The sequence below is a fragment of the Sphingomonas insulae genome (assembly GCF_010450875.1).
Classification (GTDB): domain Bacteria; phylum Pseudomonadota; class Alphaproteobacteria; order Sphingomonadales; family Sphingomonadaceae; genus Sphingomonas; species Sphingomonas insulae.
Genome location: NZ_CP048422.1, coordinates 3,196,680 through 3,221,551 on the forward strand (window position 1 = coordinate 3,196,680; position 24,872 = coordinate 3,221,551).

General features: G+C 68.0%; 25 protein-coding genes and 1 pseudogene. 9 read left to right on the forward strand and 17 right to left on the reverse strand.

The window, feature by feature from the left end; genetic code table 11:
* Window positions 1–3: 3 nt before the first annotated feature.
* The 12 genes from murG to GTH33_RS16870 form a co-directional block, all read right to left on the reverse strand.
* Window positions 4–1,170 (reverse strand): undecaprenyldiphospho-muramoylpentapeptide beta-N-acetylglucosaminyltransferase, encoded by a 1,167-nt coding sequence (gene murG, locus GTH33_RS16815; RefSeq protein WP_163959389.1) that lies wholly within the window; start codon window positions 1,168–1,170, stop codon window positions 4–6.
* Window positions 1,155–2,396, reverse strand: a complete 1,242-nt coding sequence (locus GTH33_RS16820) for an FtsW/RodA/SpoVE family cell cycle protein (RefSeq protein ID WP_163959390.1) — start codon at window positions 2,394–2,396, stop codon at window positions 1,155–1,157. Before GTH33_RS16820 ends, murG begins: the two co-directional genes overlap by 16 nt.
* 11 nt (window positions 2,397–2,407) lie before the next feature.
* Window positions 2,408–3,703: a UDP-N-acetylmuramoyl-L-alanine--D-glutamate ligase gene (gene murD, locus GTH33_RS16825; protein WP_163959391.1), complete on the reverse strand. Its 1,296-nt coding sequence runs from the start codon at window positions 3,701–3,703 to the stop codon at window positions 2,408–2,410.
* A complete protein-coding gene (mraY, locus tag GTH33_RS16830; RefSeq protein ID WP_163959392.1) occupies window positions 3,700–4,770 on the reverse strand; it encodes a phospho-N-acetylmuramoyl-pentapeptide-transferase in 1,071 nt (356 codons plus the stop codon). The genes murD and mraY overlap by 4 nt, the downstream gene beginning before the upstream one ends.
* A 21-nt stretch (window positions 4,771–4,791) precedes the next feature.
* Window positions 4,792–6,171, reverse strand: coding sequence for a UDP-N-acetylmuramoyl-tripeptide--D-alanyl-D-alanine ligase (locus tag GTH33_RS16835; protein WP_163959393.1), 1,380 nt, complete (start codon window positions 6,169–6,171; stop codon window positions 4,792–4,794).
* Between the two features lie 40 nt (window positions 6,172–6,211).
* Window positions 6,212–7,627 carry a UDP-N-acetylmuramoyl-L-alanyl-D-glutamate--2,6-diaminopimelate ligase gene (locus GTH33_RS16840; protein ID WP_163959394.1) on the reverse strand — a complete coding sequence of 472 codons (1,416 nt, stop codon included), beginning with the start codon at window positions 7,625–7,627 and terminating at the stop codon, window positions 6,212–6,214.
* Between the two features lie 10 nt (window positions 7,628–7,637).
* Entirely contained in the window at window positions 7,638–9,353 is a 1,716-nt protein-coding gene (locus GTH33_RS16845; protein WP_163959395.1) for a peptidoglycan D,D-transpeptidase FtsI family protein, read from the reverse strand.
* Entirely contained in the window at window positions 9,350–9,982 is a 633-nt protein-coding gene (locus tag GTH33_RS16850; protein WP_163959396.1) for a hypothetical protein, read from the reverse strand. The genes GTH33_RS16845 and GTH33_RS16850 overlap by 4 nt, the downstream gene beginning before the upstream one ends.
* On the reverse strand, window positions 9,979–10,929 hold the full coding sequence (rsmH, locus tag GTH33_RS16855) for a 16S rRNA (cytosine(1402)-N(4))-methyltransferase RsmH (RefSeq protein ID WP_166753067.1): 951 nt from the start codon (window positions 10,927–10,929) through the stop codon (window positions 9,979–9,981). The genes GTH33_RS16850 and rsmH overlap by 4 nt, the downstream gene beginning before the upstream one ends.
* Window positions 10,926–11,426 (reverse strand): division/cell wall cluster transcriptional repressor MraZ, encoded by a 501-nt coding sequence (locus GTH33_RS16860; RefSeq protein WP_163959397.1) that lies wholly within the window; start codon window positions 11,424–11,426, stop codon window positions 10,926–10,928. The genes rsmH and GTH33_RS16860 overlap by 4 nt, the downstream gene beginning before the upstream one ends.
* A gap of 300 nt (window positions 11,427–11,726) precedes the next feature.
* The gene (locus GTH33_RS16865) at window positions 11,727–11,996 is read right to left on the reverse strand and encodes a hypothetical protein (protein ID WP_420853526.1); all 270 of its coding nucleotides are present in this window, start codon (window positions 11,994–11,996) and stop codon (window positions 11,727–11,729) included.
* 69 nt (window positions 11,997–12,065) lie between these two features.
* Window positions 12,066–13,034 (reverse strand): cysteine synthase A, encoded by a 969-nt coding sequence (locus tag GTH33_RS16870; protein ID WP_163959398.1) that lies wholly within the window; start codon window positions 13,032–13,034, stop codon window positions 12,066–12,068.
* Between the two features lie 159 nt (window positions 13,035–13,193).
* Between GTH33_RS16870 and GTH33_RS16875 the strand changes: the two genes are divergently transcribed.
* The 3 genes from GTH33_RS16875 (at window position 13,194) to aat (ending at window position 15,259) form a co-directional block, all read left to right on the forward strand.
* Window positions 13,194–13,577: a hypothetical protein gene (locus tag GTH33_RS16875; protein ID WP_163959399.1), complete on the forward strand. Its 384-nt coding sequence runs from the start codon at window positions 13,194–13,196 to the stop codon at window positions 13,575–13,577.
* A 120-nt stretch (window positions 13,578–13,697) separates the two neighbouring features.
* A complete protein-coding gene (locus tag GTH33_RS16880) occupies window positions 13,698–14,405 on the forward strand; it encodes a ParA family protein (RefSeq protein ID WP_163959400.1) in 708 nt (235 codons plus the stop codon).
* A gap of 119 nt (window positions 14,406–14,524) precedes the next feature.
* The gene (gene aat / locus GTH33_RS16885; protein ID WP_163959401.1) at window positions 14,525–15,259 is read left to right on the forward strand and encodes a leucyl/phenylalanyl-tRNA--protein transferase; all 735 of its coding nucleotides are present in this window, start codon (window positions 14,525–14,527) and stop codon (window positions 15,257–15,259) included.
* 35 nt (window positions 15,260–15,294) lie between these two features.
* Here the strand turns inward: aat and GTH33_RS16890 are convergent.
* Together GTH33_RS16890 and GTH33_RS16895 are read right to left on the reverse strand one after the other, a co-directional pair.
* Window positions 15,295–15,528: pseudogene (locus GTH33_RS16890) on the reverse strand (DUF2155 domain-containing protein); the annotation flags it as partial.
* A gap of 209 nt (window positions 15,529–15,737) precedes the next feature.
* Window positions 15,738–16,133, reverse strand: coding sequence for an NADH:ubiquinone oxidoreductase subunit NDUFA12 (locus GTH33_RS16895; protein ID WP_163959402.1), 396 nt, complete (start codon window positions 16,131–16,133; stop codon window positions 15,738–15,740).
* A gap of 343 nt (window positions 16,134–16,476) precedes the next feature.
* Here GTH33_RS16895 and GTH33_RS16900 point away from each other — a divergent pair, with 343 nt between their 5' ends.
* From GTH33_RS16900 to GTH33_RS16915, 5 genes are read left to right on the forward strand one after another with little or no spacing between them, the layout of a single operon-like run.
* The gene (locus GTH33_RS16900; protein ID WP_243848145.1) at window positions 16,477–17,301 is read left to right on the forward strand and encodes an MFS transporter; all 825 of its coding nucleotides are present in this window, start codon (window positions 16,477–16,479) and stop codon (window positions 17,299–17,301) included.
* Between the two features lie 36 nt (window positions 17,302–17,337).
* Window positions 17,338–17,742 (forward strand): MFS transporter, encoded by a 405-nt coding sequence (locus GTH33_RS18470; protein WP_243848193.1) that lies wholly within the window; start codon window positions 17,338–17,340, stop codon window positions 17,740–17,742.
* Window positions 17,739–18,866, forward strand: a complete 1,128-nt coding sequence (locus GTH33_RS16905; RefSeq protein ID WP_249054937.1) for a metallophosphoesterase family protein — start codon at window positions 17,739–17,741, stop codon at window positions 18,864–18,866. The genes GTH33_RS18470 and GTH33_RS16905 overlap by 4 nt, the downstream gene beginning before the upstream one ends.
* Window positions 18,863–20,113, forward strand: coding sequence for an arsenic transporter (locus GTH33_RS16910; protein WP_163959403.1), 1,251 nt, complete (start codon window positions 18,863–18,865; stop codon window positions 20,111–20,113). Before GTH33_RS16905 ends, GTH33_RS16910 begins: the two co-directional genes overlap by 4 nt.
* 26 nt (window positions 20,114–20,139) lie before the next feature.
* Window positions 20,140–21,099 (forward strand): YihY/virulence factor BrkB family protein, encoded by a 960-nt coding sequence (locus GTH33_RS16915; RefSeq protein WP_163959404.1) that lies wholly within the window; start codon window positions 20,140–20,142, stop codon window positions 21,097–21,099.
* A gap of 149 nt (window positions 21,100–21,248) precedes the next feature.
* Here the strand turns inward: GTH33_RS16915 and GTH33_RS16920 are convergent, their stop codons facing one another.
* The 3 genes from GTH33_RS16920 to GTH33_RS16930 form a co-directional block, all read right to left on the reverse strand.
* Window positions 21,249–21,719, reverse strand: coding sequence for a DUF192 domain-containing protein (locus GTH33_RS16920; RefSeq protein WP_163960207.1), 471 nt, complete (start codon window positions 21,717–21,719; stop codon window positions 21,249–21,251).
* 58 nt (window positions 21,720–21,777) lie between these two features.
* Entirely contained in the window at window positions 21,778–22,380 is a 603-nt protein-coding gene (locus tag GTH33_RS16925; RefSeq protein ID WP_163959405.1) for a cold-shock protein, read from the reverse strand.
* A 64-nt stretch (window positions 22,381–22,444) separates the two neighbouring features.
* On the reverse strand, window positions 22,445–22,975 hold the full coding sequence (locus GTH33_RS16930; RefSeq protein WP_163959406.1) for a regulatory protein RecX: 531 nt from the start codon (window positions 22,973–22,975) through the stop codon (window positions 22,445–22,447).
* A gap of 100 nt (window positions 22,976–23,075) precedes the next feature.
* Here GTH33_RS16930 and GTH33_RS16935 point away from each other — a divergent pair, with 100 nt between their 5' ends.
* Window positions 23,076–24,833 carry a fatty acyl-AMP ligase gene (locus GTH33_RS16935; protein ID WP_163959407.1) on the forward strand — a complete coding sequence of 586 codons (1,758 nt, stop codon included), beginning with the start codon at window positions 23,076–23,078 and terminating at the stop codon, window positions 24,831–24,833.
* The last annotated feature ends 39 nt before the right edge of the window (window positions 24,834–24,872 follow it).

Here is a 24,872-nt window from a genome sequence, read left to right on the forward strand (position 1 = left end):
CCCTCATGCGTAGGCCGCCTTCTGCACCGACTTGCCGACCGGCAGGCGCGATACCGGAGAATCGAGGCTTTCGACCAGGTCGGCAAGATCGCTGACCGCATTCGGGCGGCCGACGCTCATGGCGCGGCTGGCGGCATTTTCGAGGGCGGCAGGGTCGAGGCCCAGTTTCTGCATCTGCTTGGCCAGCTCCACGGCGGTGAATTCGGGCTGCGGGATCGTGCGTGCGCCGCCCGCTTTGGTGATCTCGCGCGCGTTGACGGTCTGGTGATCGTCGGTCGCGCCGGGCAGCGGCACGAGGATCGCGGGGCGGCCCGCGGCGGTCAGTTCGGCGATGGTCGAGGCGCCGGCGCGGGCGATCACCAGATGCGCCCAGGCGAGCTGTTCGGGCATGTCGGGCAGATAGGTGGCGAGTTCGGCCGGGATCTGATGTTCCGCATATTTGGCGCGGACCGCGTCGATATCCTCGATCCGTGCCTGGTGCGTCACCTGCAGCCGGCGGCGGAAGGTGACGGGCAGCATGGCGAGGCCGTCGGGGACGACCTGGCTGAGGATGCTCGCGCCCTGGCTACCGCCGGTGACGAGGACGCGGAAGATGCCGTCCTCCTCCAGCAGCGGATAGGGCTTCGCGCGCAGGGCGAGCACCGCATCGCGCACCGGATTGCCGACGAGGTGGACCTTGCCTTCATGCTTCGCGGCCAGCCGTTCGGTGGCCTTGTACGAGGTGGCGATCGCGCCGACGCGGCCGGCGACCAGTCGGTTCACCCGGCCGAGGACGGCATTCTGTTCGTGCACCGCGGTCGGGATCTTGTCGGCGAAGGCCGCGAGCAGCGCCGGCATCGCCGGATAGCCGCCGAAGCCGATGACCGCGGCGGGCTTGAACGTGCGGTACAATTCGCGCGCCATCGCGCGGCCGCGCACCATCTCGCGCACCGCCGAGGCCCATCCCAGCGGCTTTTTCACCTGGAAGCGGCCGGCGGGCAACACGTGGGTCTGGATGCCGCCCGGCCCTTCAGCGAACAGGCCGGGGAAACGCACGCCGCGAGCGTCGCTGACCAGCGCGACGCGATGGCCGCGCCGGGTCAGCTCCTCCGCCAGCGCCGCCGCGGGCACCATGTGTCCGCCCGTGCCGCCGGCGGCGAGGACGTAATGCTTGCTCAATTCGAACCCCATCTCACGACATACGGACTGCGCGTCAGGAACGGGTTGCGGCGCGTGAACGCCAGCAGCAATCCCATCCCGATCGACAGCGCGATCATCGACGATCCGCCATAGCTGATGAACGGCAGCGTCATCCCCTTGGACGGTGCAAGGCCGGTGTTGACCGCCATCGACACCAAGGCCTGCGCGCCGAACTGCACCGCCAGGCCAGAGGCGGCGAGCAGCTTGAATTCATCCTGTTCGTCCAGCAGCTTGACGAACACGCGCACGACGATCGCGAGGAACACCAGTGCGATGATGGCACAGGCGATCAGGCCGAATTCCTCGCCGATCACCGAATAGATATAGTCGGTATGCGCCTCGGGCAGGCCGAACTTGGCGGTGCCGCCGCCGGGGCCGGTGCCGGTCCAGCCGCCGCTGGTGATCGTCGCATGCGCCGCGTTGGTCTGGAAATGGTCGCTGGCCCCCTCTCCCTCCACGCCCGGGAACAGGAAGGCGTCGATGCGGTTGCGAGCGGTGCCGTAGAACATGTACGCCGCGACGAGGCCGACCGGGACCATGCCGACGATCGCACCGAGCACGCGCATCGGCGTACCAGCGATCATCAGCAGCGCCATCCATACGGTGCAGAAGATAACGGTCTGGCCGAAGTCCGGCTGGAGCATCAGCAGCACCGCGATCATCCCGGTCATCGCGCCGGTAATGAGCACCGTCGGCAGTTCCGGGTCCTTTGCCTTCAGCGACAGCAGCCAGGCGACGGTGACGATGAACAGCGGCTTCAGGAACTCGGACGGCTGGAACGAGGCGAAGCCATAGCCGATCCAGCGCCGCGCGCCGTTGATGCTGTTGCCTACGAACGGCGTCAGCGCGAGGCAGACGATCAGCACGCCCGCGCCCACCAGCGCCAGCCGCCGCGCGAGCGGCACCGGCAGCATTGAGACGCCAAACAACACCGGCAGCGACACCCCAACCCAGATCAGCTGGCGCCAGAAATAATAGAGCGCGGTGAATTTGTGATGCTCGCCCGAATAGCGGACCGCCGTCGCCGGACTCGCCGCCGCCACCGCGATCAGACCGATCGCGATAAGGAACAGCGTGAGCAGCAGGAGCATCCGGTCGATGTCCCAGAACCACGTGCCGAGCGGCGAGCTGTCGCCGCGTCCGCCGCGCCGCTTCACCTTCGCGATCAGCGTATCGCGCTGGGCGGCGGTCAGCGTATCGCGCGGGGTATCGGTCATGCTCGCGCCCGTCATGGCAGGGCCTCCACCGCAGCCCGGAATGCGGCTCCGCGATCCTCGTAATCGCGGAACTGGTCGAAGCTAGCACAGGCCGGCGACAACAGCACCACATCTCCGTCGCGCGCCGCGGCGGCGGCATGGGCGAGCGCGGTGACGAGGTCGCCCGCTTCCTGCACGACAGGGACGCGGCCGGTTAGCAGGTCGCGGAACAGCGGACCCGCCTCGCCGATCGTATAGGCGGCGACCACGGACCCGAAATAGGGCGCACAGGCGTCGAGGTCGTCGCCCTTGCGTTTGCCGCCGACGATCCAGTGGACCCGGTCGAACGCACCGAGTGCGGGCGCGGCGCTTTCGGGATTGGTCGCCTTGCTGTCGTCGACGAAGGTGACGCCGTTGCGGACGGCAACCGTCTCCATCCGGTGCGGCAGGCCGGTGAAGCTGGCGAGGCCGCGGTCGATATCGGCCTCCGACACGCCCAGCGCCTTTACCGCGGCGATGGCGGCGAGCGCGTTCTGGGCGTTGTGCGGGCCTTGCAGCGCCGGCCAGCGCGACTGGTCCATGCACACGCCGGGCGCGATCTTGGTCAGGTGTTCGCCGCGGGCCGACAGGCTGCGGGCGATCTGCGCGGACGGTGTATCGCCGATACCGACGACGGCGTCGTGGGTGGGCGACTGCATTGCAAACAGCCGCGCCTTGGACGCGGCATAACCTTCGAACCCGTCATAGCGATCGAGATGGTCGGGGGTGAGGTTAAGCAACACAGCAACCTCGCAATCGAGGGTCCGGGTCAGATCGAGCTGGTAACTGGACAGTTCGAGGACATAGACGCCGCCCGCCGCGAGCGGGGCCTGTTCCAGGATCGGCAGGCCGATGTTGCCCCCCATCAGCGTCGGGACGCCCGCAGTCCTCAGGATGTGATGGACGAGTGCGGTTGTGGTCGACTTGCCGTTGGTACCGGTGATGCCCACGACCTTGTGCGGCGGCAGTTCGGAGCGTGCCTGGGCGAACAGTTCGATATCGCCGATGATCGCGATGCCCGCAGTCCGCGCCCGTGCGACCAGCGGATGCGTGTTGAGCGGCACGCCGGGAGACACGACCAGCGCCGCGGCCCCATCCAGGTTCAGTTTGGCGATGTCATGAACGATGACGCCGTCGATGCCTGCCGCCCGCGCGCGCGCAGCCGGATCGCTGTCCCATGCCACGACGTGCGCCCCGCTCTTCGCCAAGGCACGCACCGTCGCGAGGCCGGAGCGGGCGAGGCCGAGGACCGCATAGCGCCGGCCCGCAAAGGCGGTCGAGCCGATCACCGCAACTTCAACGTCGACAGGCCGGCGAGCGCCAGCACGAGGCTGATGATCCAGAAACGGATGACGACGGTCGGCTCGCTCCAGCCCAATTGTTCGAAATGATGGTGGATCGGCGCCATGCGGAACACGCGCTTGCCGGTGCGCTTGTAGAAGAACACCTGAATAATAACCGACATCGCCTCGGCAACGAACAGGCCGCCGACGATGCCGAGCACGATCTCGTGATGCGCCACGACCGCGATCGTGCCGAGCGCACCGCCCAGCGCGAGGCTGCCGGTGTCGCCCATGAACACGGCGGCCGGGGGCGCGTTGAACCACAGGAAGGCGAGGCCGGCACCGACGACGGCACCGCAGAAGATCGCCAGTTCGCCCGCACCGGGCACATGGGGGATGCCGAGATAGGTCGCAAACTTCACGTTGCCGGCGAGATACACGATCAGCATGAACGCGACGCTGGCGATGATGACCGGCATCGTCGCAAGGCCGTCGAGGCCATCGGTCAGGTTCACCGCATTGCCGAACGCGACGATCGTGAACGCCGCGAAGATCGGGAAGAAATAGCCGAGATCGAGGTACATGCGGTCGGTGAACGGCAGATACAGATGCGGCCCGTTCTGCCCCATGATGATCCACGATGCGATGCCGGCGATGGCGAATTCCAGCAGCAGCCGGGTCCGGCCGGAGACGCCGGCGGTGCTCGCTTTGCGCACCTTGTCGTAATCATCCATGAAGCCGATCGCACCGAAGCCCAGAGTCACAAACAGGCACGACCACACATAGGGGTTCGACAGGTCCATCCAGATCAGAATCGCCAGCGCCATGCTGGTCAGGATCATCAGTCCGCCCATGGTCGGCGTGCCGCGCTTGGCGAGATGGGTCTGCGGTCCATCGGCGCGGATCGGCTGTCCCTTGCCCTGACGGACACGCAACCAGCCGATGAAGCGCGGACCGATGATGAGGCCGATGAGCAGCGCGGTCGCCACCGCCGCACCGGTCCGGAACGACTGGTAGCGGATGAGGTTCAGCAACCCGGTGAAGCCCAGGTGCTCGGCGATCCAATACAGCATTACGTTTCGCCCCCCATGCGATCAGCGATCGCCAGCACTGGAATCGACAAGTCCCGCGACAACCCGCGACAACCCGACTCCGTTGGATCCTTTGACAAGTACCGCGTCACCGGCGCGCGCCAGATCCTTCAGCCGGCCGAGCGCGGTCGCAGCGTCGGCCACATGCATGACTTCGACCCGCCCCTCAAGGGCCTGCACCAGCGGCGCCATCGCTTCACCGACCAGCAGCGCCGTTTCGACGCGCGCGGCGAGGATGGGGCCGGCAAGGCCGGCGTGATAATCCGCGGAGGCATCGCCGAGTTCGCGCATTTCGCCCAACACGGCGACATGGCGGCCCGGCTCCTCGGCCAGCACCGCCAGCGTCGCCCGCATCGATGCGGGGTTGGCATTATAGCTTTCGTCGATGACCAGCATGTCACCGCCGCCGGCGGTCGCGACGAAGCGTGCGCCCCGCCCCGCGAGCCCACCCATTTCGGCAAGTGCAAGGCCGGCGCGGACGAGGTCCGCACCCGCAGCATCGACTGCGGCGAGCACGGCGAGGGCGTTCGACACCCAGTGCATGCCAGGCTGCGACAGCGTGAAGGACAATTCGCGGTCACCGAGCTTTGCGGTGACGAACGACGCCCCCGAGGGCAGGCGCATCGCCTCGATCGCACGGACGTCGGCGTTCTTGTCGAGGCCGAAGGTGACGGTGCGCGCCGCATGAGGCGCGGCGGCGGCGATCAGGCGGTCACGGTGCGGGCTGTCATAGGGGACGATGGCCGTGCCGCCGGGTTCCAAGCCGCGGAAGATTTCGCCCTTGGCATCGGCGATGGCGCTTTCGTCGGGGAAGAACGCAGTATGGGCGGGGGCGATCGCGGTGACGATCGCAATGTGCGGGCGGACGAGCCGGGTCAGTTCGCTGAGCTCGCCGGCATGGTTCATCCCCATTTCGAACACGCCGATCGTCGTATCCCGCGGCATGCGGGCAAGGCTGAGCGGCACGCCGGTATGGTTGTTGTAGCTCTTGACCGAGCGATGCACCCGATCGGGCAGCGAACGATCGAGCGCGGCGAACAGCGCTTCCTTGGCGCTGGTCTTGCCGACCGAGCCGGTGACACCGATGACGGTGCCCGCCATACGCGCACGCGCCGCCCGGCCAAGGTCGTTGAGAGCGGCGAACGTGTCGGCGACACCGACGTGCGGGTGCGGCGTGTCGGCGGAGACGATGGCGCCGGCCGCGCCCTGTTCGAACGCCTGCGGCAGGAAGCGATGGCCATCGGTGCTGTCGCCGGTCAGCGCGATGAAAAGGTCGCTCGCGCCGACTTCGCGGCTGTCGAACGCGACGCCGTCGACGGCGAAATCCGCCGAGGCGGTACCGTTGGTGGCCGCGGCGATCTCCGCAGCGGTCCAGAGCGGCATCAATGCCTCCCCGGCACAAGGGAGAATTGCCGACCGGGGCTCATGCCGCGCATTCCCGCGCGACGCTCACGTCATCGAACGGCAGTTCCATGTCGCCCACGATCTGGCCCTGTTCGTGGCCCTTGCCGGCGATGAGGACGATATCCTGCGGCCCCGCTTCGCGCACCGCGACGCCGATCGCTTCGCGGCGATCGCCGATCTCGCGGGCATGGGGTGCGCCCTTCAGGATGGCGGCGCGGATCGTCGCGGGATCTTCGGTGCGGGGATTGTCGTCGGTGACGATGGCGAGGTCGGCCTGCATCTGCGCGACCTGCCCCATGGTCTCACGCTTGCCGACATCGCGGTCGCCGCCGGCGCCGAAGACAACGATCAGCCGGCCGCCGGCATGCGGCTTCAGGGCGGCGATGGCCGCCTCCAGCGCGTCGGGCGTATGCGCGTAATCGACGTAGACCGGCGCCCCCGAAGCGGTGATCGCCGCACGTTCCAGCCGCCCGCGCACCGGTTGCAGCCTGGCAAGATCGGCGATCGTCCGGCCGACATCGCCGCCCGTGGCGATGACCAGCCCCGCCGCGACCAGCGCGTTCGCCGCCTGATAGCCGCCGATCAACGGCAGCGTCACACGATGCGTCTGCCCGTCGGCCTTGATCGTCAGACCCTGACCGAGCAGGGTGGGGTCGCGCCCCACCAGACGCAACGTCTGTCCCCGTTCGCCGACCGTCACCAGCCGGTTGCCCCGCGCCTGCGCAAGGTCGATCACGCGTGCGCTTTCGACATCGTCCGCCCAGACGACGGCGGTCCCCTCCGGGCTCAGCACCTCGGAAAACAGGCGCAGCTTGGCGGTCAGATAGGCGCCCATGTCGCCATGATAGTCGAGATGGTCGCGTGACAGGTTGGTGAACGCCGCGGCGACCACGTTCAGCCCCTCCGTCCGGTATTGGACCAGGCCGTGGCTCGACGCTTCGAACGCGAGGTGGGTGACCCCTTCGCGTGCGAGGCCGGCGACGTTGGACAGGAAGGTGACGACATCGGGCGTGGTCAGGCCGGTCGTCACGCGTTCATCGGCGGTGGTGACGCCCAGCGTGCCGATCGATGCGGCATGCTGGCCCGCCATCCGCCACAATTGCCGCGTCATCTCGACGGTGGAGGTCTTGCCGTTGGTGCCGGTCACCGCCACCGCCGTCGCCGGAAATGGCGCGAAGAACCGTGCCGCCAGCTGCGCGAACCGTTCGCGCGGGTTTTCGGCATGGATCGCCACCGCGCCGTCCACCGCGATACCGGGCCGGACCACGACGGCCACCGCGCCGGACCGCACCGCCTCGGCAATATAATCCTCGCCGTTCACGCGCACGCCCTGAAAGGCGCCGAACACCGTTCCCGGCGCGACCTTGCGATGATCGATCGCGAACCCGGTGACGCCGGCGTCTTCGCCGCCGCCGGTCAACGTCCCCAGCTTCATGGCGCCACGCTCACTGACCGGTCGGCTGCGTACGGCTCGGGTCCTGCCACAGGGTCGGCAGGATGTCGGACACGTCGATGTCGCGCGTCGCGTCGGGCACGACGCCCAGCATCGCACCGACCCGGCTGATCGTCCGCCCAACGACCGGTGCGGCGTTCCACGCAGCGGTTTTCCACCCGCCAGTCTCCTTCGTTCCCAGCGGCGAATCGAGCATCGCCAGCACGACATAACGCGGCCGGTCCATCGGGAAGGCCGCGGCGAAGGTGGCGACGTTGCGCGACCGATCGTACCCGCCCGCCACCGCAGCCTCTGCCGTACCCGTCTTGCCGCCGACGCGATAGCCCGGCGCGTCGCCCTTGCGCCCGGTGCCGCGCATCACGATCAGCCGCAGCATCTGACGCATCCGCGCGCTCGTCTCCTCGCGGATGACCCGCCGGCCAACGGGCGCGTGACCGGGCGCAACCTTCAGCAGCGTCGCCGGCCGCCAGACGCCGCCGTTGACCAATGCGGCATAGGCGCTGGCGAGATGCAGCGGCGTCACCGCGATGCCGTGGCCGTAGGCGGTCGTCATCGTCGTCGTCCGCGCCCAATAGGTCGGCATCAGCGGCCGCCCCTTCTCGCGCAGTTCGATGTCGGGCTTGGTATCGAAGCCGAGCTTGCGGAACATCGCCTGCATGCGCTGCGGTCCGATTTCGTCGGCGACGCGCGCGGTCGCGATGTTGGACGAATAGATCAGCGTTTCGGCCATGTTGAGCCAGCGCTTGGGATCGCCGCGTTCGTCATGGATGGTATAGCCGCCGACCTTCAGCGGATGCGTCGCATCGAACCGGCGCGCCATCGACGTCACCACGCCGGTGTCCATCGCGGTCGCCATCGTGATCGGCTTGAACGTCGAACCCAGTTCGAACACGCTCTGCGTGGTGATGTTGCGCAGTTCCTCGCTGCCCGCCATGCCGACGCGATTGGGGTTGAACGTCGGCAGCGAGACCATCGCGATCACCTCGCCGGTATCGACGTCGAGCACGATCCCGCCCGCACCGCGCGCGGAAAACGTTCCCATCGCACGGCCGAGTTCGCTCTCCAGCGCCGCCTGCACGCGGGTGTCGAGCGACAGGGCGACCGGTTGTCCCGCCTTGGTCGGATCGAGCAGCCGCTCGTCGAGCACGCGCTCCATACCGCTCATGCCGTGGCCGTCGGTCGACAGAAAGCCGAGCGCGTGGCTCGCCATCGTCGATTGCGGGTACAGGCGCTGCGTTTCGCGGGCGAAGACGAGCGCGGGTTCACCGATCGCATTGACCTGCTCAACCAGCGCGGGGCTCGCGCGACGCTGCAGGTAGACGAAGCTGACGTTGCGCGTCAGCTGCCCGTAGAACCACGCCTGGTCGCCGCGGTCGGGCATCAGCGCGGCGAGGCGGCTGGCGATCTCCATCTTGTCACCGATGATTTTGCGGGGGTGAACCGCGATCGTCCAGGCATCGATCGTCCGCGCGAGCGGCGCGCCGTTGCGATCGACGATATCGCCGCGCGCGGCGAGCGCCGCCACGCGCGCTTCCGCCTCGCCGCCCGACATGACACCCAGCATCGCCAGCCGGCCGATCACCAACGTCACCGCCGCCGCGAACAGCAGCATCAGCATCATCAGGCGCATATGCGACGTCGCCACCAGCGCATGCCGCTGGGTGGCGTTGCGCCGCTGCGGAACCGGACGGGCGACGATGACGGTCAACGCTTGCGGGCCTCCGCGCGCGCGCTGCTGAGGATGTCGCCGAGCGTGGTGTCAGACAGGAGCTTCCTGTCGAGCATCGCCACCGCCTGCGGGCGGACCTTGGCGACCGCGGCGGTCGCGCGCGCCGCCTCGTTCAGCTTGGCGAGCATCGGCGCGCTCTTCTCGATCGCGGCGACCTTGATGACGGCGCGCTTGGCGGTGGGCATGGCGGCCGCGACCTGGACCACGGCGGGCGTCGCCGCCGGCGCGGCGGTGGGCGCCGGAATTGCCGCCGTGGCCAGCGACGGCACGACCAGCGCGGCGGTCTGCACGCCCGGTTGCCCGATCCCGACCTGCGTCACGTCGAGGCTGGCGAGCGCGGTTTCGTCGGTGACGAACTGGCCGGCGACCGGCGCCGCCAGCGCCAGCGTCTCGCCGTTCCACTTTTCGAGCTGGGCGAGGTTGGCGCGCGTCTCGAACTCCGTCTCCAGCGCGCGGATATCGCGCTGGGCGGCATCGATCTTGCGATCCATGCCCTCCAGCTTCTTGCGCTCGGCAGCGACCTGCAGCGAAACCAGGTAGAAACCGAGGACGATGGCGACGCAGCCACCGAACCACCCGATCCCCTTCAACCGATACGCCGCCGTCATGATGTCACCTCCGCCAAGTCGTTGTCGCCCCAAGCGGGGGCCGCCGTTCTCACTGCCGTTCGCAGGGTCGCCGATCGGGCACGCGGGTTGCGCGCCACCTCGGCCTCGCCGGCGCGCACGCCGCGACCGACCTTCTGGAAACTCGGTGGACGCCCCACCCCCGCCTGCGGCACGTGCCGCGAACCGCCCGGGGCGTTGCCCGACCGGTCGCGCAGGAAGCGCTTGACCAGCCGGTCTTCGAGACTGTGGAAGGTGACGATGGCAAGACGGCCGCCGGGCTTCAGCGCACGTTCGGCCGCGGCCAGGCCGTCGGCCAGTTCGCCAAGTTCGCGATTCACGTGGATGCGGATCGCCTGGAAGGTCCGCGTCGCCGGGTCCTTCTTGTCGTGCGGGCGGTGGCCAAGAGCCTTGCGAACGACATGCGCCAGTTCCGCCGTGCGGGTCAGTGGGCGTGCGGCGACGATCGCGCGCGCGACGCGGCGCGACTTGGGCTCGTCACCATAATGATAGAGGACGTCGGCGATCGCCTCCTCATCCGCTTCGTTGACGAAGTCGGCGGCGCTCGGCCCTTCCTGCGCCATTCGCATGTCGAGCGGACCATCGAACTGGAACGAAAAGCCGCGCTCCGCCTGGTCGAGTTGCATCGAGGAGACGCCGATATCCATCGTCAGCCCGTCGACAGGACCATCGAGCGCCGCCTCCAATGCCGAAAAGTCGCTGTGCACCAGCGTCAGGCCGGCGATGTGCGCATCGCGGCCGGCCCGGATCGCATCGGGATCGCGATCGAACGCGATCACCTGCGCACCGGTCGCGAGGATCGCACGCGTGTAGCCGCCGGCGCCGAAGGTCGCATCGACGATCCGCTCGCCCGGGGCGGGGGCGAGCGCGGCGATCACCTCGTCGAGCAGCACGGGGATATGAGGTGCCGCGGCGCCGCTACCGGTCACAGCGCGATACCCTTGTCCTGGCAATAATAGCGGCAGGCAGCGACCATCTGCGGCGCGATGCCGGGCGTGGCGAGCAGCGTCGCGGGGTCCCAGATCTCGATATAGTCGAGCGTGCCCCAGAAGAAGGCGTGCGCGCCGATATTGGCGTAGAAGCGCGGAAAGCCAGGCATGATGAAGCGGCCGGAGCCATCGAACGGCACCGCTTCGCCATTGGCGCCGCCCCGCTTGATGTTGTGATCGACCTTGCCGTCGGCGCCACGCGACAGCGCGACCCGCTCGTTCAATTCACGCTTCAGTTCGGCGATATAGGCAGGGTCATAGGCGATAAGGCAGGGCTGGTCCTCGTGCGCGGCGATGATGACGGTGCCGCCGTCCTTGCCGTCGGCACGCGGCGCATTCTCGGCAAGCGTGTGGCGCAACGCGTTGGGGATGGCGACCCGCCCCTTGTCATCGACAAGAGCAAGTCCGCTTCCCTGATAATCGCCCCTTTCCGACACGCCCGTCTCGCACCCTGACGCGCACGGCCCACCGTTCGAAAAAGCGGCTTTTCGCCACCCTTCCGGCCCTTTGCAAAACGCAAACGGTGATGCCTGCCCCGTTGTTACCCTTTGGTATCAACAGCGACTTAGGGACGCAACGGGATATTTGGGGACAGCCGGGGAAATCACACCCAAAGTCAGGCTAACCGGGCGGAGATTGTCCTTGTTTCGGAAGTGATGCGCCATCGGCAAGACGGCGGCGATGCGCGGTTTCGCAGCCCGCGTACGAGGCGATCCCCGGATTTCCCCGGACGGGACTCATTTCGCTGCCTGCGTATTGCTGGTGGAGGGCGCGACGCCCAGTTCGGCGAGCGGCTCGCCCGAACTGTCGGACGCGGCCGCCGCGCTGGCGTTGGTCATTGCGATGTCGGCGACGACGTCCGCCTTGGCCGATCCGGCGGTGGCGATCGGTCGTTCACGGGTAGCGGATCCGAGGATGGCGCTGGCGACCGCGATCAGCAGCACGACGGCGACTAGGCCGATCACGCCGACCTTGATCCGTTGCATCGTCTGGTGAGTGTCTCGCACGGCTCTCATCTTGCCGCACGGCTGTAACGCTTCGTCATCCGTTTGTCGAATGCACCCCAACAGAACGAATCAGGACAGTCCCTTCGCCGCCCGCCACTCGGGATCGTACAGCGACGAGAGATAGCGGAAGCCGGTATCGCACAGGATCGTCGCGATCCGCTTCCTCGGCCCCAGGTGCCGCGCCAGCTGCACCGCGCCGGCGACGTTGATGCCGGACGACAGGCCCAGGCACAGCCCCTCTTCGTCGAGCAGTCGTCGCACCCATCGATACCCCTCCTGATCCGAGATGCGGAACTGGGTATCGATCGGCGCCCCTTCCAGATTGGCGGTGATGCGCCCCTGCCCGATGCCCTCCGCTACCGACGAGCCCTCGGACCGCAATTCACCATGAGCGTAATATTCGTAGAGGGCGGCGCCGTGCGGATCGCTGAGCGCGATGCACACGCCCTCGTCCTTGGCCTTCAGCCCCAGCCCGACACCCGCGATCGTGCCGCCGGTGCCGGCCGCGCAGGTGAAACCGTCGATCCGCCCGTCCATCTGCTGCCAGATCTCCTCGGCGGTGCCGACGATATGCGCACGGCGATTGGCGACGTTGTCGAACTGGTTTGCCCAGATCGCGTTGTCGCGCTCTTCGGCGATGCGGCGGCTGGTGTGCACGAAGTGGCAGGGGCTGGCATAAGGCGCGGCCGGCACCAGCACCAGTTCGGCGCCGAGCGCGCGCAGCGTGTCCATCTTTTCCCGGCTCTGCGTTTCCGGCATGACGATGATCGTCCGGTACCCCTTGGCGTTGGCGACCAGCGCCAGGCCGATGCCGGTGTTGCCCGCCGTGCCCTCGACGATCGTGCCGCCGGGATGGAGCACGCCCCGCGCCTCCGCATCCTCGACGATCGACAGCGCCGCCCGGTCCTTTACAGAGGCACCGGGATTGGCGAATTCGCATTTGCCGAAGATGTCGCATCCGGTCGCCTCGCTCGGCCCCTTGAGGCGGACGAGGGGCGTGTTGCCGATGAGGGCCAGCGTGTCGGGAATCGTATGCATAAGCGCTAGATGGCGCGCGCTACCGCCAGCGGCAAGCGAAGCTGCGCTTCGTGGCGGCAAAGTTCGCATCGCCATTCACCGCATTTTGCGACGCAGTCTCAAATCAATGGGCCATTCGCCTTGACGCTCCGTGCCGCATGCGCGAAGCGTCGCGCCGCTATGAAGAGCCCCTTCCTCCTCTCCGCCACCGCCGCGCTGTTCGCGCTGGCTGCCTGCAACTCCAAACCGGCACAGCCCGACGTTCTGGATTCGAACCCAGATCCGATGGCGACCGAGCTTGCCAATCGCGCGCCGGTCGAACTGCCGCCGTCGATCAAGGCCGACAAGACGTTCCGCTGCAAGGACAATAGCCTGCTCTACGTCACGCTGTTCAACGGCGACAAGCAGGCGTTCGTGAAGACCAGCCCGACCGGCACCGTCAACCGCCTGACCGCCGAAAAGGCCGGCGACCCGCTCACCGCGGAAGGCTGGAAGCTGACCGGCAACGCGTCGAACATCACCGTCACCCAGCCCGGCAAGCCGTCGCAGACCTGCAAGTCGTAACGGATACTTTCCCAGCATGACGATGGCCGGTGGAGCGATCCGCCGGCCTTTTTGCTGACCAGGCCTAGTCGGCCCGCCGCCGCATTGCCGCATCGCGACCGGACCGGTACGATCGCGCGCATGGCAACGATCGCGATCTACAGTTCGAAGGGCGGCGTCGGCAAGACGACGCTGGCGGTCAACCTGGCCTGGTGCGCGGCCACGCTGTCGCGGCGGCGCACCGCCTTGTGGGACCTCGACCCGCAGGCGGCGAGCAGCTGGATGCTGGGCCGGACGCCGGCGGGCGACCAGGCCCGCGCGATGTTCACCAAGGACAGCAAGGTATCGGCACATGCGCAGCCGACCACCGTCGCGGGTCTCGACCTGATCCCCGCCGATACCTCGCTGCGCGACCTCGACCTGCTGCTGCACGACATCGGCAAGCGCCGCCGGCTCGGCCGGCTGATCGAGCGGATCGGCGATTACGACCATGTCCTGCTCGACTGCCCCCCCGGCCTGACCGAGACCAGCGAACAGGTGATCCGCGCCGCCGACCTCATCGTCCTGCCCGTGATCCCGTCGCCGCTGGCACAGCGCGCGGCGGACGAGGTGCTGCGCCACCTGGGCGGCAAGGTGCCGGTGCTGCCGGTGTACACGATGGTCGACCGTCGTCGCCGCCTGCACGCCGATGCGGTGGCCGCGCGACCCGATTGGCCGACGATCCCGATGGCGAGCACTGTCGAATCGATGGCCGATCATCGCGCGCCGGTAGCTACCTTCGCGCCGCGATCGGCCGCAGCGGGTGCGTTCGCGGACCTGTGGAGGGCGATCGAGCGACGGGTCGCCTGAAGGTCCCCGGCGGAGACTCCCTACATCACCCGATTCGCTGGCCGTCCGCCGTCAAGCGACGGCATGCGCGGTCCGCTGCGCTTGCCAATATCGCATGGCGACGCCACGTTCACCGGACGATGGCGATGCTCGACCCGCAACTCGTGCTTGGGGCCTATGCGGTGGGCGTGTTCCCGATGGCCGACCACCGCGACGCGGGCAGCGTCTATTGGGTGGAACCGCGCACCCGCGCGATCCTGCCGATCGACGGCTTTCGGCTGTCGAAATCGTTGCGCAAGACGATCACCCGCGACCGCTTCCGCGTCACCGCCGATACCGCGTTCGAGCGGATGATCCAGCTGTGCGCGGAAAGCGCCGAGGACCGGCCCGAAACCTGGATCAACAGCGATATCGAGCGGGTGTTCACCACACTTCACCGGCTGGGATTCGCGCATTCGATCGAATGCTGGGAAGGCGAGGAGCTGGTCGGCGGGCTGTACGGCCTGGCGCTCGGCCGGGCGTTCTTTGGGGAATCGATGGTCAGCCGTCGCACCGATGCGTCAAAGGTCGCACTCGCCTGGCTGGTCGCGCGGTTGAAGGCGGGCGGGTTCGAGCTGCTCGATTGCCAGTTCCAGACGCCCCACCTCGCCTCGCTGGGCGCGGTGGAGATCGACCGGGCGGATTATTGCGCGTTGCTGGCCGGGGCGCTCGACGGCGGAACCGGCTCGTCCGTATCGTCGCTGGCTGCGTCGTCGACCGCCGCCGGCGACTTCTTCGCGCTCGAACGGCTCGTTCCCTCACCCCCGCCGAGCGAGGTGGTGTCGGGCCCCGTCGCGGGCCAGGACATCGTGCAGCTCTTGGTCCAGACGTCGTAGACCGGGTGCTGGACGACGTTGAGGCCCGGCCGCTCCTTGAACAGCCAGCCCGAGAACGCGCGTCGCCAATGCCGGTCGCTGCCGCGCACGTCGAGCTGCACGAAGGCGCCGGTCAGCTGGTCCTGTTCCCATGGTGCGGTATGTTCGCAGGCCCGCAGACGGATGATCGCATCGCCGACCCGCACTGCCTGACCCGGTTTCAGCGTCACATCGCGACTGACACCGTTGCGCTTGTTGAGCAGGCCGACGACCGCGACCCGCTCCGCCATCGGCGTGCCGCCGGTCGGCAGCGCCACGTCGCTGGCTGCCACCGTCTCGATGGTGTCGGCGGCGGCGCCGACACCGGGTGCCAGATCCTGCGCGACCACGCCTTGCCCGATCGTGTCGGCACGGTGCAGCGCGCGGTAGCCGAGCACCCCCGCCACCACCAGCGCCACCAGCGCCACCAGCAGCACGCCGGCGGCAAGCCAGCGTCTCGTCACCCTTCGGGCGTCCACGCCTCGTAATCGCCGGTCGCGGCGGCACGCTTGCCGCCCTTTTCCAGCGAGCCCGAGGGGCGATAGGCGAGCGGGGTACCGGTCATGTTCGGCACCGCCGGCTTTTGCCAGGCCCGGACCGGCGGCAGCGCGCGGTCGGGGATGTCGTCGATATGATGGTGCAGCCAGCTGAACCAGACCGGCGGCACGCGGCTGGCATCGTTCGCACCCTCGTAGATCACCCAGCGGCGCACCCGGCCACTGCCGTCCTTGCCGCCTTCGTAATAGACGTTGCCGAGGTCGTCGGTGCCCATCTGCTTCATGCCGCGCAGGCCATAGAGCATGGTGCCCCACGATGCGCCGTTCCACCAGGTGAAGGGATTGAGGTTGATGCCCATGATGGTCCTGCGCTTACCCGTGTCTGCCGCCCCCTTCAACCGGGCATCGACGCCATCGTTTGCACCGGATCTGCCGATCGCATCGATACCAGGTCGGCGGGACGACTGATGCCGTCGCACGGCCGCGGTGCACGCCCGGATGTCCGTCCGTCAAAGCAATCGATTTTATTTCCGGTCCGTTTCGGAACTGATGCGTGGCATTGCGCGATAATGCCGGCATCCAACGCGACCGTATTTCGATTGTAAACCGAACCTGAACGACCCCGTTCAGCCTGCCTCGCCCGGCTTCCCCTACCGCCGGCCGAGCACCTGATCGTGCAGCCTTTCGACCTGGAGAGACGTGATGGCATCTGCGGCGCTTCCGCCCGATACGACCCGGCCGTCGCACGGCAAGAAACATGGCAGGCGCGCGCCCACCGGGACGCTGGACGCGCTCAATTTCTTCCTGGCCGACGTCCGCGACGGCTTGGGTCCGTACCTCGCCATCTACCTGCTCGTGGTGCGCGGCCCCTCGCACGGCTGGAACGAGGCGACCGTCGGGCTGGTGCTGACCATCGCCGGCATCGTCGGTCTGCTGTCGCAGACGCCGGCGGGCGGGCTGATCGACCGGGCGAAGAACAAGCCGCGGATCGTCATCGGCGCGGCGCTGCTGGTGACGCTCAGCAGCCTGTCGCTGCCGGTAGTATCGGGCTTCACCATGGTGACGATCACCCAGTCGATCGCCGCCGCCGCCGGCGCCATCTTCGCCCCCGCCATCTCCGCAATCACGCTGGGGCTGGTCGGGCCGAAGCTGTTCGCCAAGCGCGTCGGCCGTAACGAAGCGTTCAACCATGCGGGGAACGCCGTGTCGGCCGCGCTCGCCGGCGTCCTTGCCTGGTCGTTCGGCCCGGTCGTCGTGTTCTGGCTGATGGCCGCGCTCACCGTCGCCAGCGTCATCGTCTCCGCCCGGTTGAACAACGACGACATCGACAATGCGGTGGCACGCGGCCTCGACTGCGAACCGGACGATGGGTGCGAGGAACCGAGCGGGTGGAAGACTTTGGTCGCGAACCGCCCGCTGATGATCTTCGCCGCCGCCGCCTTCACCTTCCACCTGGCCAATGCCGCCATGCTCACCTCGGTCAGCCAGCTGCTCGGCCGGACCGTCGGCACCGACAAGGCGACGTAGCTGACCGCGGCCTGCATCGTCGCGGCGCAGCTGGTGATGGTACCCGTCGCGATCGTCGTCGGGCGCAATACGGAACGCTGGGGGACCAAGCCGATGTTCCTGGTCGCATTCGGGTTCCTCGCCGCGCGTGGCGCGCTTTACACCATGTCCACCGATCCGTGGTGGCTGGTTGGCGTGCAGGCGCTCGACGGCATCGGTGCCGGCATCTTCGGCGCGCTGTTCCCGGTGATCGTCGCGGACCTTACCAAGGGTTCGGGGCGGTTCAACGTCAGTCAGGGCGTGGTGTCGAGCGTGTTCGGGCTGGGCGCCGCGCTCTCCGCGACGCTGGCCGGGTCGATCATCGTGTGGGCCGGGTACAGCGCCGGGTTCCTGACCCTTGCGGGCATCGCCGTCGCCGGTTTCGTCCTTTATCTCACCGCCATGCCGGAGACTCACAAGTGAGCGCCCGCAATACCCTGACCTGGGTCCATGTCGGCGACCTCCACATGGACGAGGCGAACGGCTGGCAGAGCCGCGATCGGCTCGCCGCGATCGTCGCGGAGGTCAACGACCATGTCGGCGACGCGGCCGATTTCGTCTACCTGCCCGGCGACAACGCCAATCATGCGACGGTCGAACAATATCGCGTCATCACCGATACGCTCGCGCCGTTGCGCCTGCCCTATCGGGTCATCCCCGGCGACCATGATTTCGAACTCGGCGACCTGGCGCAGTACGATGCGGCCTTCCCCGCCGCGCACCGGCCGGAGGTGGAGGTGATCGCCGGCCACCGCTGCATCTTCCTCGACGTCGTGTCGGCGGGTGCGGGCGGTCCCGATTTCCGACTGACGATGCATCACCGCAACCGCCTGCTGGAAGAACTGGCCCGAGCCGAGGCGGAGGGCCAGCCACCGGTCGTGTTCATGCACGCCTATCCCGGCGACCTCGTCGCCGATGGCGAGGACATCGCCCGCATCCTGGCCGACGCCCGGGTCGCCTTCGTCGACACCGGCCACACCCATTATAACGAACTGCTCAACGATGGCCGGGTCGTCTACGGCGCCACGCGCTCGACCGGAGAGATCGAAGAAGGCGATGGCCGGCCCGGATTCTCGCTTGTCACCATCCACGACCGCGTTGCCAGCTGGCGGTTCAAGGAGACCGGCGGCGATTGGCCCTTCGCCCAGATCGTCGCACCCGCAGACGTGCGCCTGGTGACGCGCCCCGCCGATCCGGCGCAGGTCCCGCGCCCCGGCGAGATCGCGATCGTCGCCAAGCTGTTCGGCCGCACCGCCGACCCCGTCACGCTGTCGGTAGACGGCGGCCCCGCGCGGCAGATGACGCCCACCGCCGGCACCGCCCTGTGGACCGCCGCCGTCACACTCGATGCCGGCCTGCACCGGATCGTCGTCGGGGTCGGCAGCGACCGCGACACCATCGACATGCTCGTGCGCGGCGAGCGGGACATCCCGCGGCGCGGCATGCCGATCGCACCGGGCCGCGACATCCACAGCATCGGCGCCTGGCCCGAACACGGCATCCACGGCACGCAGCTTGGCCCCAACAAGAACGGGCGGCATTGGTGATCCTCGCGACGGGTGCGACCTGGGGCATCTGCGCCGCCTCAACCGCGGCGGTGATCGGCCGGCCGTTCAGATTGCCGGAGGCGATCTGGGCGGTCACCGGCGCCGTACTGCTGCTGCTGTTCGGGCTGATGCCCCTGCCCAGCGCGGTGGGCGCGGTGGCCAAGGGGCTCGACGTCTATCTGTTCCTCATCGGCATGATGCTGCTAAGCGAGGTGGCGCGGGCAGAGGGGCTGTTCGACTGGATCGCGGCGACGGCGGCGATCCATGCACGGGGATCGACGGCGCGGCTGTTCGCGCTCGTCTACGTCACCGGCATCGTCACCACCACCTTCCTGTCGAACGACGCCACCGCGGTGGTGCTGACGCCCGCCGTCTATGCCGCGGCGAAGAAGGCGAAGGCCGATCCGTTGCCCTTGCTGTTCGCCTGCGCGCTGATCGCCAATGCGGCAAGCTTCGTTCTGCCGATCTCCAACCCGGCCAATCTCGTGCTCTACGGCGGCAAGATGCCGCCGCTCGGCCAATGGTTTGCCTCGTTCGCGCTGCCGTCGCTGGCGTCGATCGTCGTCACCTTCCTCGTGCTGCGCTGGCTGGAGCGCAAGCGGCTGGCGGGCACTTGCGTCAGTACGGTCGAACGGCCGCCCCTGACCAAGGGCGGCAAGGCGGCGTTCGCCGGCATCGTCGCCACCGCCGGCGTGTTGCTGGTCGTGTCGGCGCTGGACATCGAATTGGGGCTGCCGACCGCCATCGCTGGCATCGCCACGACACTGATCGTCTGCGCCATCGCCCGATCGTCGCCGGTCGCGCTCCTCAAGGATATCTCTTGGAGCGTGCTGCCGCTCGTCGCCGGCCTGTTCGTGCTGGTCGAGGCGCTGAACCTGACCGGGGTCATCGGCCACGTCGCCGACGCCATCCGCACCGCCTCCGCCGATCCTGCGCAGGCGTCGGCGGTGGCGGGTACCGTCCTGGCGTTCGCATCCAACCTGATGAACAACCTGCCCGCCGGCCTCGTCGCCAGCACCGCCGTCACGCAGGCCCAGCCGCCGCAACTGGTGGTCGATGGCTTGCTGATCGGCGTCGACCTCGGCCCCAATCTGTCGATCACCGGCAGCCTGGCGACGATCCTCTGGCTGCAGGCGATCCGGCGCGAGGGCGAGGATGTCGGCTTCTGGCGGTTCCTGAAGATCGGCGCGGTGGCGATGCCGCTGGCGCTGGCCGCCGCGCTCGGCGCCCGCATCGTGCTGGGATGACGGCGGATGCGCCAGCGGTTCGGCAGATGCGATGGTCGGACGCCCCGCCGGGCGCAAACGGCGCGATGCGGGGCCTGTACCGGTTGCCGGTCGACGGGGCTGGTGGCCTTGCGATGACATGGGCATCGATCTCGCGTCCGGTACTGCTCTGGATCCTCTTGTTTGCCCGTACGATCCGCAGCGCCCTGCGCGATGATTTCGGCATTGCCGCAAGCTCGATCGCATTTGCCGCGTTTCTGGCGCTGATCCCGCTGATCGCGCTCGTCGCCGGCGCCTATGGCATGGTCGTCCCGCCGGCGGTCGTGGCCGACAATCTGGGCAAGGTGGTCGCGATCCTGCCGCCTGATGCACAGCGGATCGTCGTCGATGGCCTCGATCACAACCGCGCCGTGTACCAGACCGGCAGCGTCACCCTCATCGTGTCACTCGGCATCGCCGTGTTCAGCGCGCGGCGGGCGGGGCGATCGCTGCTCCACGGTATCAATCTCGCCTATCGCATCGAGCACGAACGGCGCGGGTTGCGGCGCCAGGTGGTGTCGACCGTACTGGTCATGAGCTGCGCCGCGCTGGTGTTGACGGCATTGGTGTCGCTGTCGGTGCTGGCGTTCCTGCAAAGCTATGTTCCCGACGGGCTGCCCGGCGCGCGGCTGGTGTCGGTGGTCATCCTGTTCGGGTCGCTGACGCTCGGCGCCGGCGGCGGGCTGATCCTCGTCTATCGCTACGCCCCGGCTGCGGAACCGATCGCCTGGCGCTGTGCGATACCGGGCACGATCGCCGCAGTGTTGATGTGGCTGGCGGCGACGGCAGTGTTTCGCGCCTATGTCGCCCGGTTCGCGCGGTTCGATGACACCTATGGTTCGCTGTCGGCGGTGGTCGTGCTGATGCTGTGGCTGATGGTGTCAGCCTGGGCATTGCTGCTCGGTGCGCGGCTCAATGCCGAGGCGATGCGCCATACCGGCGAGCGCGTAACGGAACGACCGGCATGAACGCCGTCGTGGTGCGGGATCGCCGGCGCAACCACTCGGCCTGACTTCCGCCGAAACGTGGTTCACGCGATGGACGATGGGCCTTAACCTCACCGATCCAGGGCGCGCCTGCCCCTACCGCGGCCTGATCGAACCGTGTGGCCTGCCGGTCAGCGCCACGTCACCTTGTCGCCCTCGGCGATGCCAAGTTCGGCGGTTCGACCGCCGACCAGTTCCAGGACGGCGGCAACGGGTTCGCGGGATTTCACCTCCGCGGTGGAATAGGGGACGGTGTTTTCCGCGATCGTCGCGATGGTGCCATCGGCACGGATGAAGAGGATGTCGAGCGGGGTCGGCGTGTTCTTCATCCAGAAGCTCGCCTCGCGCGGGGCGCCGCCTTCCGCGGGATAGGGATGGAACAGCATGCCACCGTCCGGCTTCAGGTCGGTGCGGTACATCAGGCCCTCCGCCTGCTGCGCGGGCGTCACCGCGCGTTCGACCAGAAAGACATGGCGACCATCGGCGCTGGTGATCGTCACCGGCAGGCGGGTGGTGGCATTCGCGGTCGAGGTGGCATCGTTGCCGGTGGTCCCGCCCGAACAGGCGCCGGTCGCCAGCAGCAGCGCCGCCGTCATCGCCATCGCGAACACCGTCGTCGACACCCGCGCCACACGCCTCACTCGCACCGCCGTCACCCGATCAATCCTGTTCGACACTCACCGCGAGCGGACCTTTGCGCCCGTCCACGATGCGGGCGCGCATCCGCTGTTCGGGTTCGATGGCGGCGATCCCGGCGCGGCGCAATGTCTCCATATGCACGAACACGTCGCTGCCGTCGCTGGATCGGACCAGAAAGCCATAGCCTTTCAAGCGGTTGAACCACTTGACCGCAACCTCTTCGTAATCTCCCGCGGCGTCGATCAGCGTCACCGGATCGATACGGTCGGCGTTGCGTGGCGGTCGCACCGGCTCCTCGACCGCGTTGCTGAGGTCGATCCCGGTCACTTCGCGCGCCTGATAGCCGCGCCCCCGCTGCACGGAGAGGGTTTCGACCCGCGCGCCCTCGGGCAGGCTGCGGCGGCCATGTGGCTGGAGCACGGAAAAATGGATGAGCACGTCGCCCAGCGCGGCATCGTCCGCCACCGCAAAGCCGAAACCACGCGTCACGTCGAACCATTTGATCACGCCCGCGACCGCGATCGTATCTTGCGCATCGCCAGCCGGCGCCTGCGTGACGACACCCTCGCCGGGCATCACCCCGTCGTTCCGCTCGTCGCCCTCCCGTTGCGGCTCGCTACGCATGACTCTACCCCTGTTAGCGCTACGCTAGCACGGTTCGTCGCTGCTGCAATTGCGAAAGGACAGTTTACTCCGAAACGTCCAGTTCTTCTTCATCGCGTGCCATCACGATGCGCCGTGACAGCTCGAAACTATGGCCGGCACGCAACATCGCGGCAAGTTGCTTGTCGCGAACCGCGCGATCCTCCGTCGGCATGCCGAATGGCCCGATCCGTTTGCGGCGGGCGAACGCCAGCGCGGCATCACCGGCGCGCTCGGCGATCGCAGGGACGAGCGCTTCGGTATCGGATTCGGAGACTCGCGCCTGGCGCAGCGCCATCGTCACCCGCCGCGCGCCCAGTCCCTTTCGGCCCAGCGCCGCGGCCTTGCTCTCGGCATACAGGCGATCGTCGACATAGCCCAGATCGGCCATCCGCTGCGCCAGCGCATGCGGGTCGGCGGCATCGCCATTCCATCCGCGTTCGCGGATCTTGCGCCCGAGATAATCCGCCAGTTTGCCACGCGTGGTCGCGAACCGCTCGACGTAGCGCAGCGCCAGCCGATCGAGTGCGGCGGCATCCAGCGGTGGTGGCGGGCGGCGTTCCTGCCTCATGGCCATGTTGTTGCCACAGTGGCGACGGATTGAGAACGATTATCGCGCGTTATAGCGTGAGGATTACGATAGCCGCGGGTCTGCGGCGAGTGAACAGGATCAACCGATGACCGAGCAGTCCGCGACTTCGCCGACGCCTACGCCAACGCTGGACGACCTGCCGCGTCGGTTCGCCGATTTCGCGACGCTCGGCGAGGCGCTGGATTACGCGGCCAGCGGTGTGCGCGGCCTCAATTTCCACGATGCGCGTGGCACGCTTGCCCGCGCCTATCCCTTCGCCGAATTGCGTACCGATGCGATCGCGATGGCGCATCGGCTGATCGCCGCGGGAGTGAATCCTGAGGATCGCATAGCGCTGGTCGCCGAAACCGGGCCCGAATTCGCGGCGCTGTTCTTCGGCACCATCTACGCCGGCGCGTGGCCGGTGCCGCTGCCGCTGCCCACGTCGTTCGGCGGGCGCGATTCGTACATCGAGCAATTGCGCGTCCAGCTGGCGAGCTGCGACCCCAAGATGCTGATCTTCCCGCCGGAACTCGCGGCGATGGCGGCGGAGGCGGCGCGTCTTGCCGGTACCGAGGGGATCGACTGGTCGGAATTCGCGACCCGTGCCTCCCCGGTTTCGGTCCTGCCGCAGACGGACGGGCAGGCGATCGCCTATCTGCAATATTCCAGCGGATCGACCCGCTTTCCGCACGGCGTCGCGATCACGCACCATGCGCTGCTCAACAACCTGGCCGCGCACAGCCACGGCATGGAGATCGACGGCACCGACCGCTGCATCAGCTGGCTGCCGTGGTATCACGACATGGGTCTCGTCGGCTGCTTCCTGTCGCCGATCGCGAACCAGGTTTCGACGGATTACCTGAAGACCGAGGATTTCGCGCGGCGCCCGCTGGCGTGGCTCGACCTCATCAGCCGGCACGACGGCACGACGCTCAGCTATTCGCCGACCTTCGGCTATGACATCTGCGCGCGCCGCATGTCGTCGCAGACGCGGGCGAGCGACCGGTTCGACCTGTCGCGCTGGCGGGTCGCGGGCAACGGTGCCGATATGATCCGCCCCGATGTGATGCAGGCATTCGTCGATGCCTTCGCCGATGCGGGTTTCAAGGCCAGCGCATTCCTGCCCAGTTATGGCCTGGCCGAGGCGACGCTGGCAGTGTCGCTGATGCCGCCCGGCGAGGGAATCCGCGTGGAGCTGGTCGAGGAGACGCAGCTGTCGGGCGGTGGCGATTCGCTCGCCGCCAACGACGGCCCCCGCCCGCAACGGTTCCGCGCCATCGTCAATTGCGGCAAACCCGTGCGCGACATGGCGGTGGAGATCCGCGAGGAGGATGGCACCCCCCTGCCCGACGGCGCGATCGGCAAATTGTGGTGCAAGGGGCCAAGCGTGATGGTCGGATATTTCCGCGATCCCGCGGCGACCGAAGCGTGCATGACCGACGGCTGGCTCGACACCGGCGACATGGCGTACATGTCGGACGGCTACATCTATATCGTCGGCCGTGCCAAGGACATGATCATCGTCAACGGCAAGAATCATTGGCCGCAGGACATCGAATGGGCGGTGGAACAGCTGCCCGGGTTCAAGGCGGGCGACATCGCCGCCTTTGCGATCACGACGCCGGGCGGCGAGGAAACGCCGGCGGTGCTGGTCCAGTGCCGCAGCAGCGACGATGCCGAGCGCCAACGGCTGCGCGAGGAAATCCGCGAGCGCGTGCGGTCGGTGACGGGCATGAACTGCGTGATCGAACTGATCCCGCCGCGGACGCTGCCGCGCACCAGTTCGGGCAAGTTGAGCCGGGCCAAGGCGCGCAACCTGTACCTCAACGGCGATATCAAGCCGTACGCCATCGCCGCCTGAGCCGGGTCGGCGCGGCCGATCGGCCGCGCCGACCCGATC

Bases quoted from the DNA above. Each gene is read 5' to 3' on its own strand.
- murG (WP_163959389.1), bottom strand. From the start codon at position 1,170: ATGGGGTTCGAATTGAGCAAGCATTACGTCCTCGCCGCCGGCGGCACG.
- GTH33_RS16820 (WP_163959390.1), bottom strand. From the start codon at position 2,396: ATGACCGATACCCCGCGCGATACGCTGACCGCCGCCCAGCGCGATACG.
- mraY (WP_163959392.1), bottom strand. From the start codon at position 4,770: ATGCTGTATTGGATCGCCGAGCACCTGGGCTTCACCGGGTTGCTGAAC.
- GTH33_RS16835 (WP_163959393.1), bottom strand. From the start codon at position 6,171: ATGCCGCTCTGGACCGCTGCGGAGATCGCCGCGGCCACCAACGGTACC.
- GTH33_RS16840 (WP_163959394.1), bottom strand. From the start codon at position 7,627: ATGAAGCTGGGGACGTTGACCGGCGGCGGCGAAGACGCCGGCGTCACC.
- GTH33_RS16850 (WP_163959396.1), bottom strand. From the start codon at position 9,982: ATGACGGCGGCGTATCGGTTGAAGGGGATCGGGTGGTTCGGTGGCTGC.
- GTH33_RS16870 (WP_163959398.1), bottom strand. From the start codon at position 13,034: ATGCATACGATTCCCGACACGCTGGCCCTCATCGGCAACACGCCCCTC.
- GTH33_RS16875 (WP_163959399.1), top strand. From the start codon at position 13,194: ATGAAGAGCCCCTTCCTCCTCTCCGCCACCGCCGCGCTGTTCGCGCTG.
- GTH33_RS16880 (WP_163959400.1), top strand. From the start codon at position 13,698: ATGGCAACGATCGCGATCTACAGTTCGAAGGGCGGCGTCGGCAAGACG.
- aat (WP_163959401.1), top strand. From the start codon at position 14,525: ATGGCGATGCTCGACCCGCAACTCGTGCTTGGGGCCTATGCGGTGGGC.
- GTH33_RS16895 (WP_163959402.1), bottom strand. From the start codon at position 16,133: ATGGGCATCAACCTCAATCCCTTCACCTGGTGGAACGGCGCATCGTGG.
- GTH33_RS16900 (WP_243848145.1), top strand. From the start codon at position 16,477: ATGGCATCTGCGGCGCTTCCGCCCGATACGACCCGGCCGTCGCACGGC.
- GTH33_RS18470 (WP_243848193.1), top strand. From the start codon at position 17,338: ATGGTACCCGTCGCGATCGTCGTCGGGCGCAATACGGAACGCTGGGGG.
- GTH33_RS16915 (WP_163959404.1), top strand. From the start codon at position 20,140: ATGCGATGGTCGGACGCCCCGCCGGGCGCAAACGGCGCGATGCGGGGC.
- GTH33_RS16920 (WP_163960207.1), bottom strand. From the start codon at position 21,719: ATGGCGATGACGGCGGCGCTGCTGCTGGCGACCGGCGCCTGTTCGGGC.
- GTH33_RS16925 (WP_163959405.1), bottom strand. From the start codon at position 22,380: ATGCGTAGCGAGCCGCAACGGGAGGGCGACGAGCGGAACGACGGGGTG.
- GTH33_RS16930 (WP_163959406.1), bottom strand. From the start codon at position 22,975: ATGGCCATGAGGCAGGAACGCCGCCCGCCACCACCGCTGGATGCCGCC.
- GTH33_RS16935 (WP_163959407.1), top strand. From the start codon at position 23,076: ATGACCGAGCAGTCCGCGACTTCGCCGACGCCTACGCCAACGCTGGAC.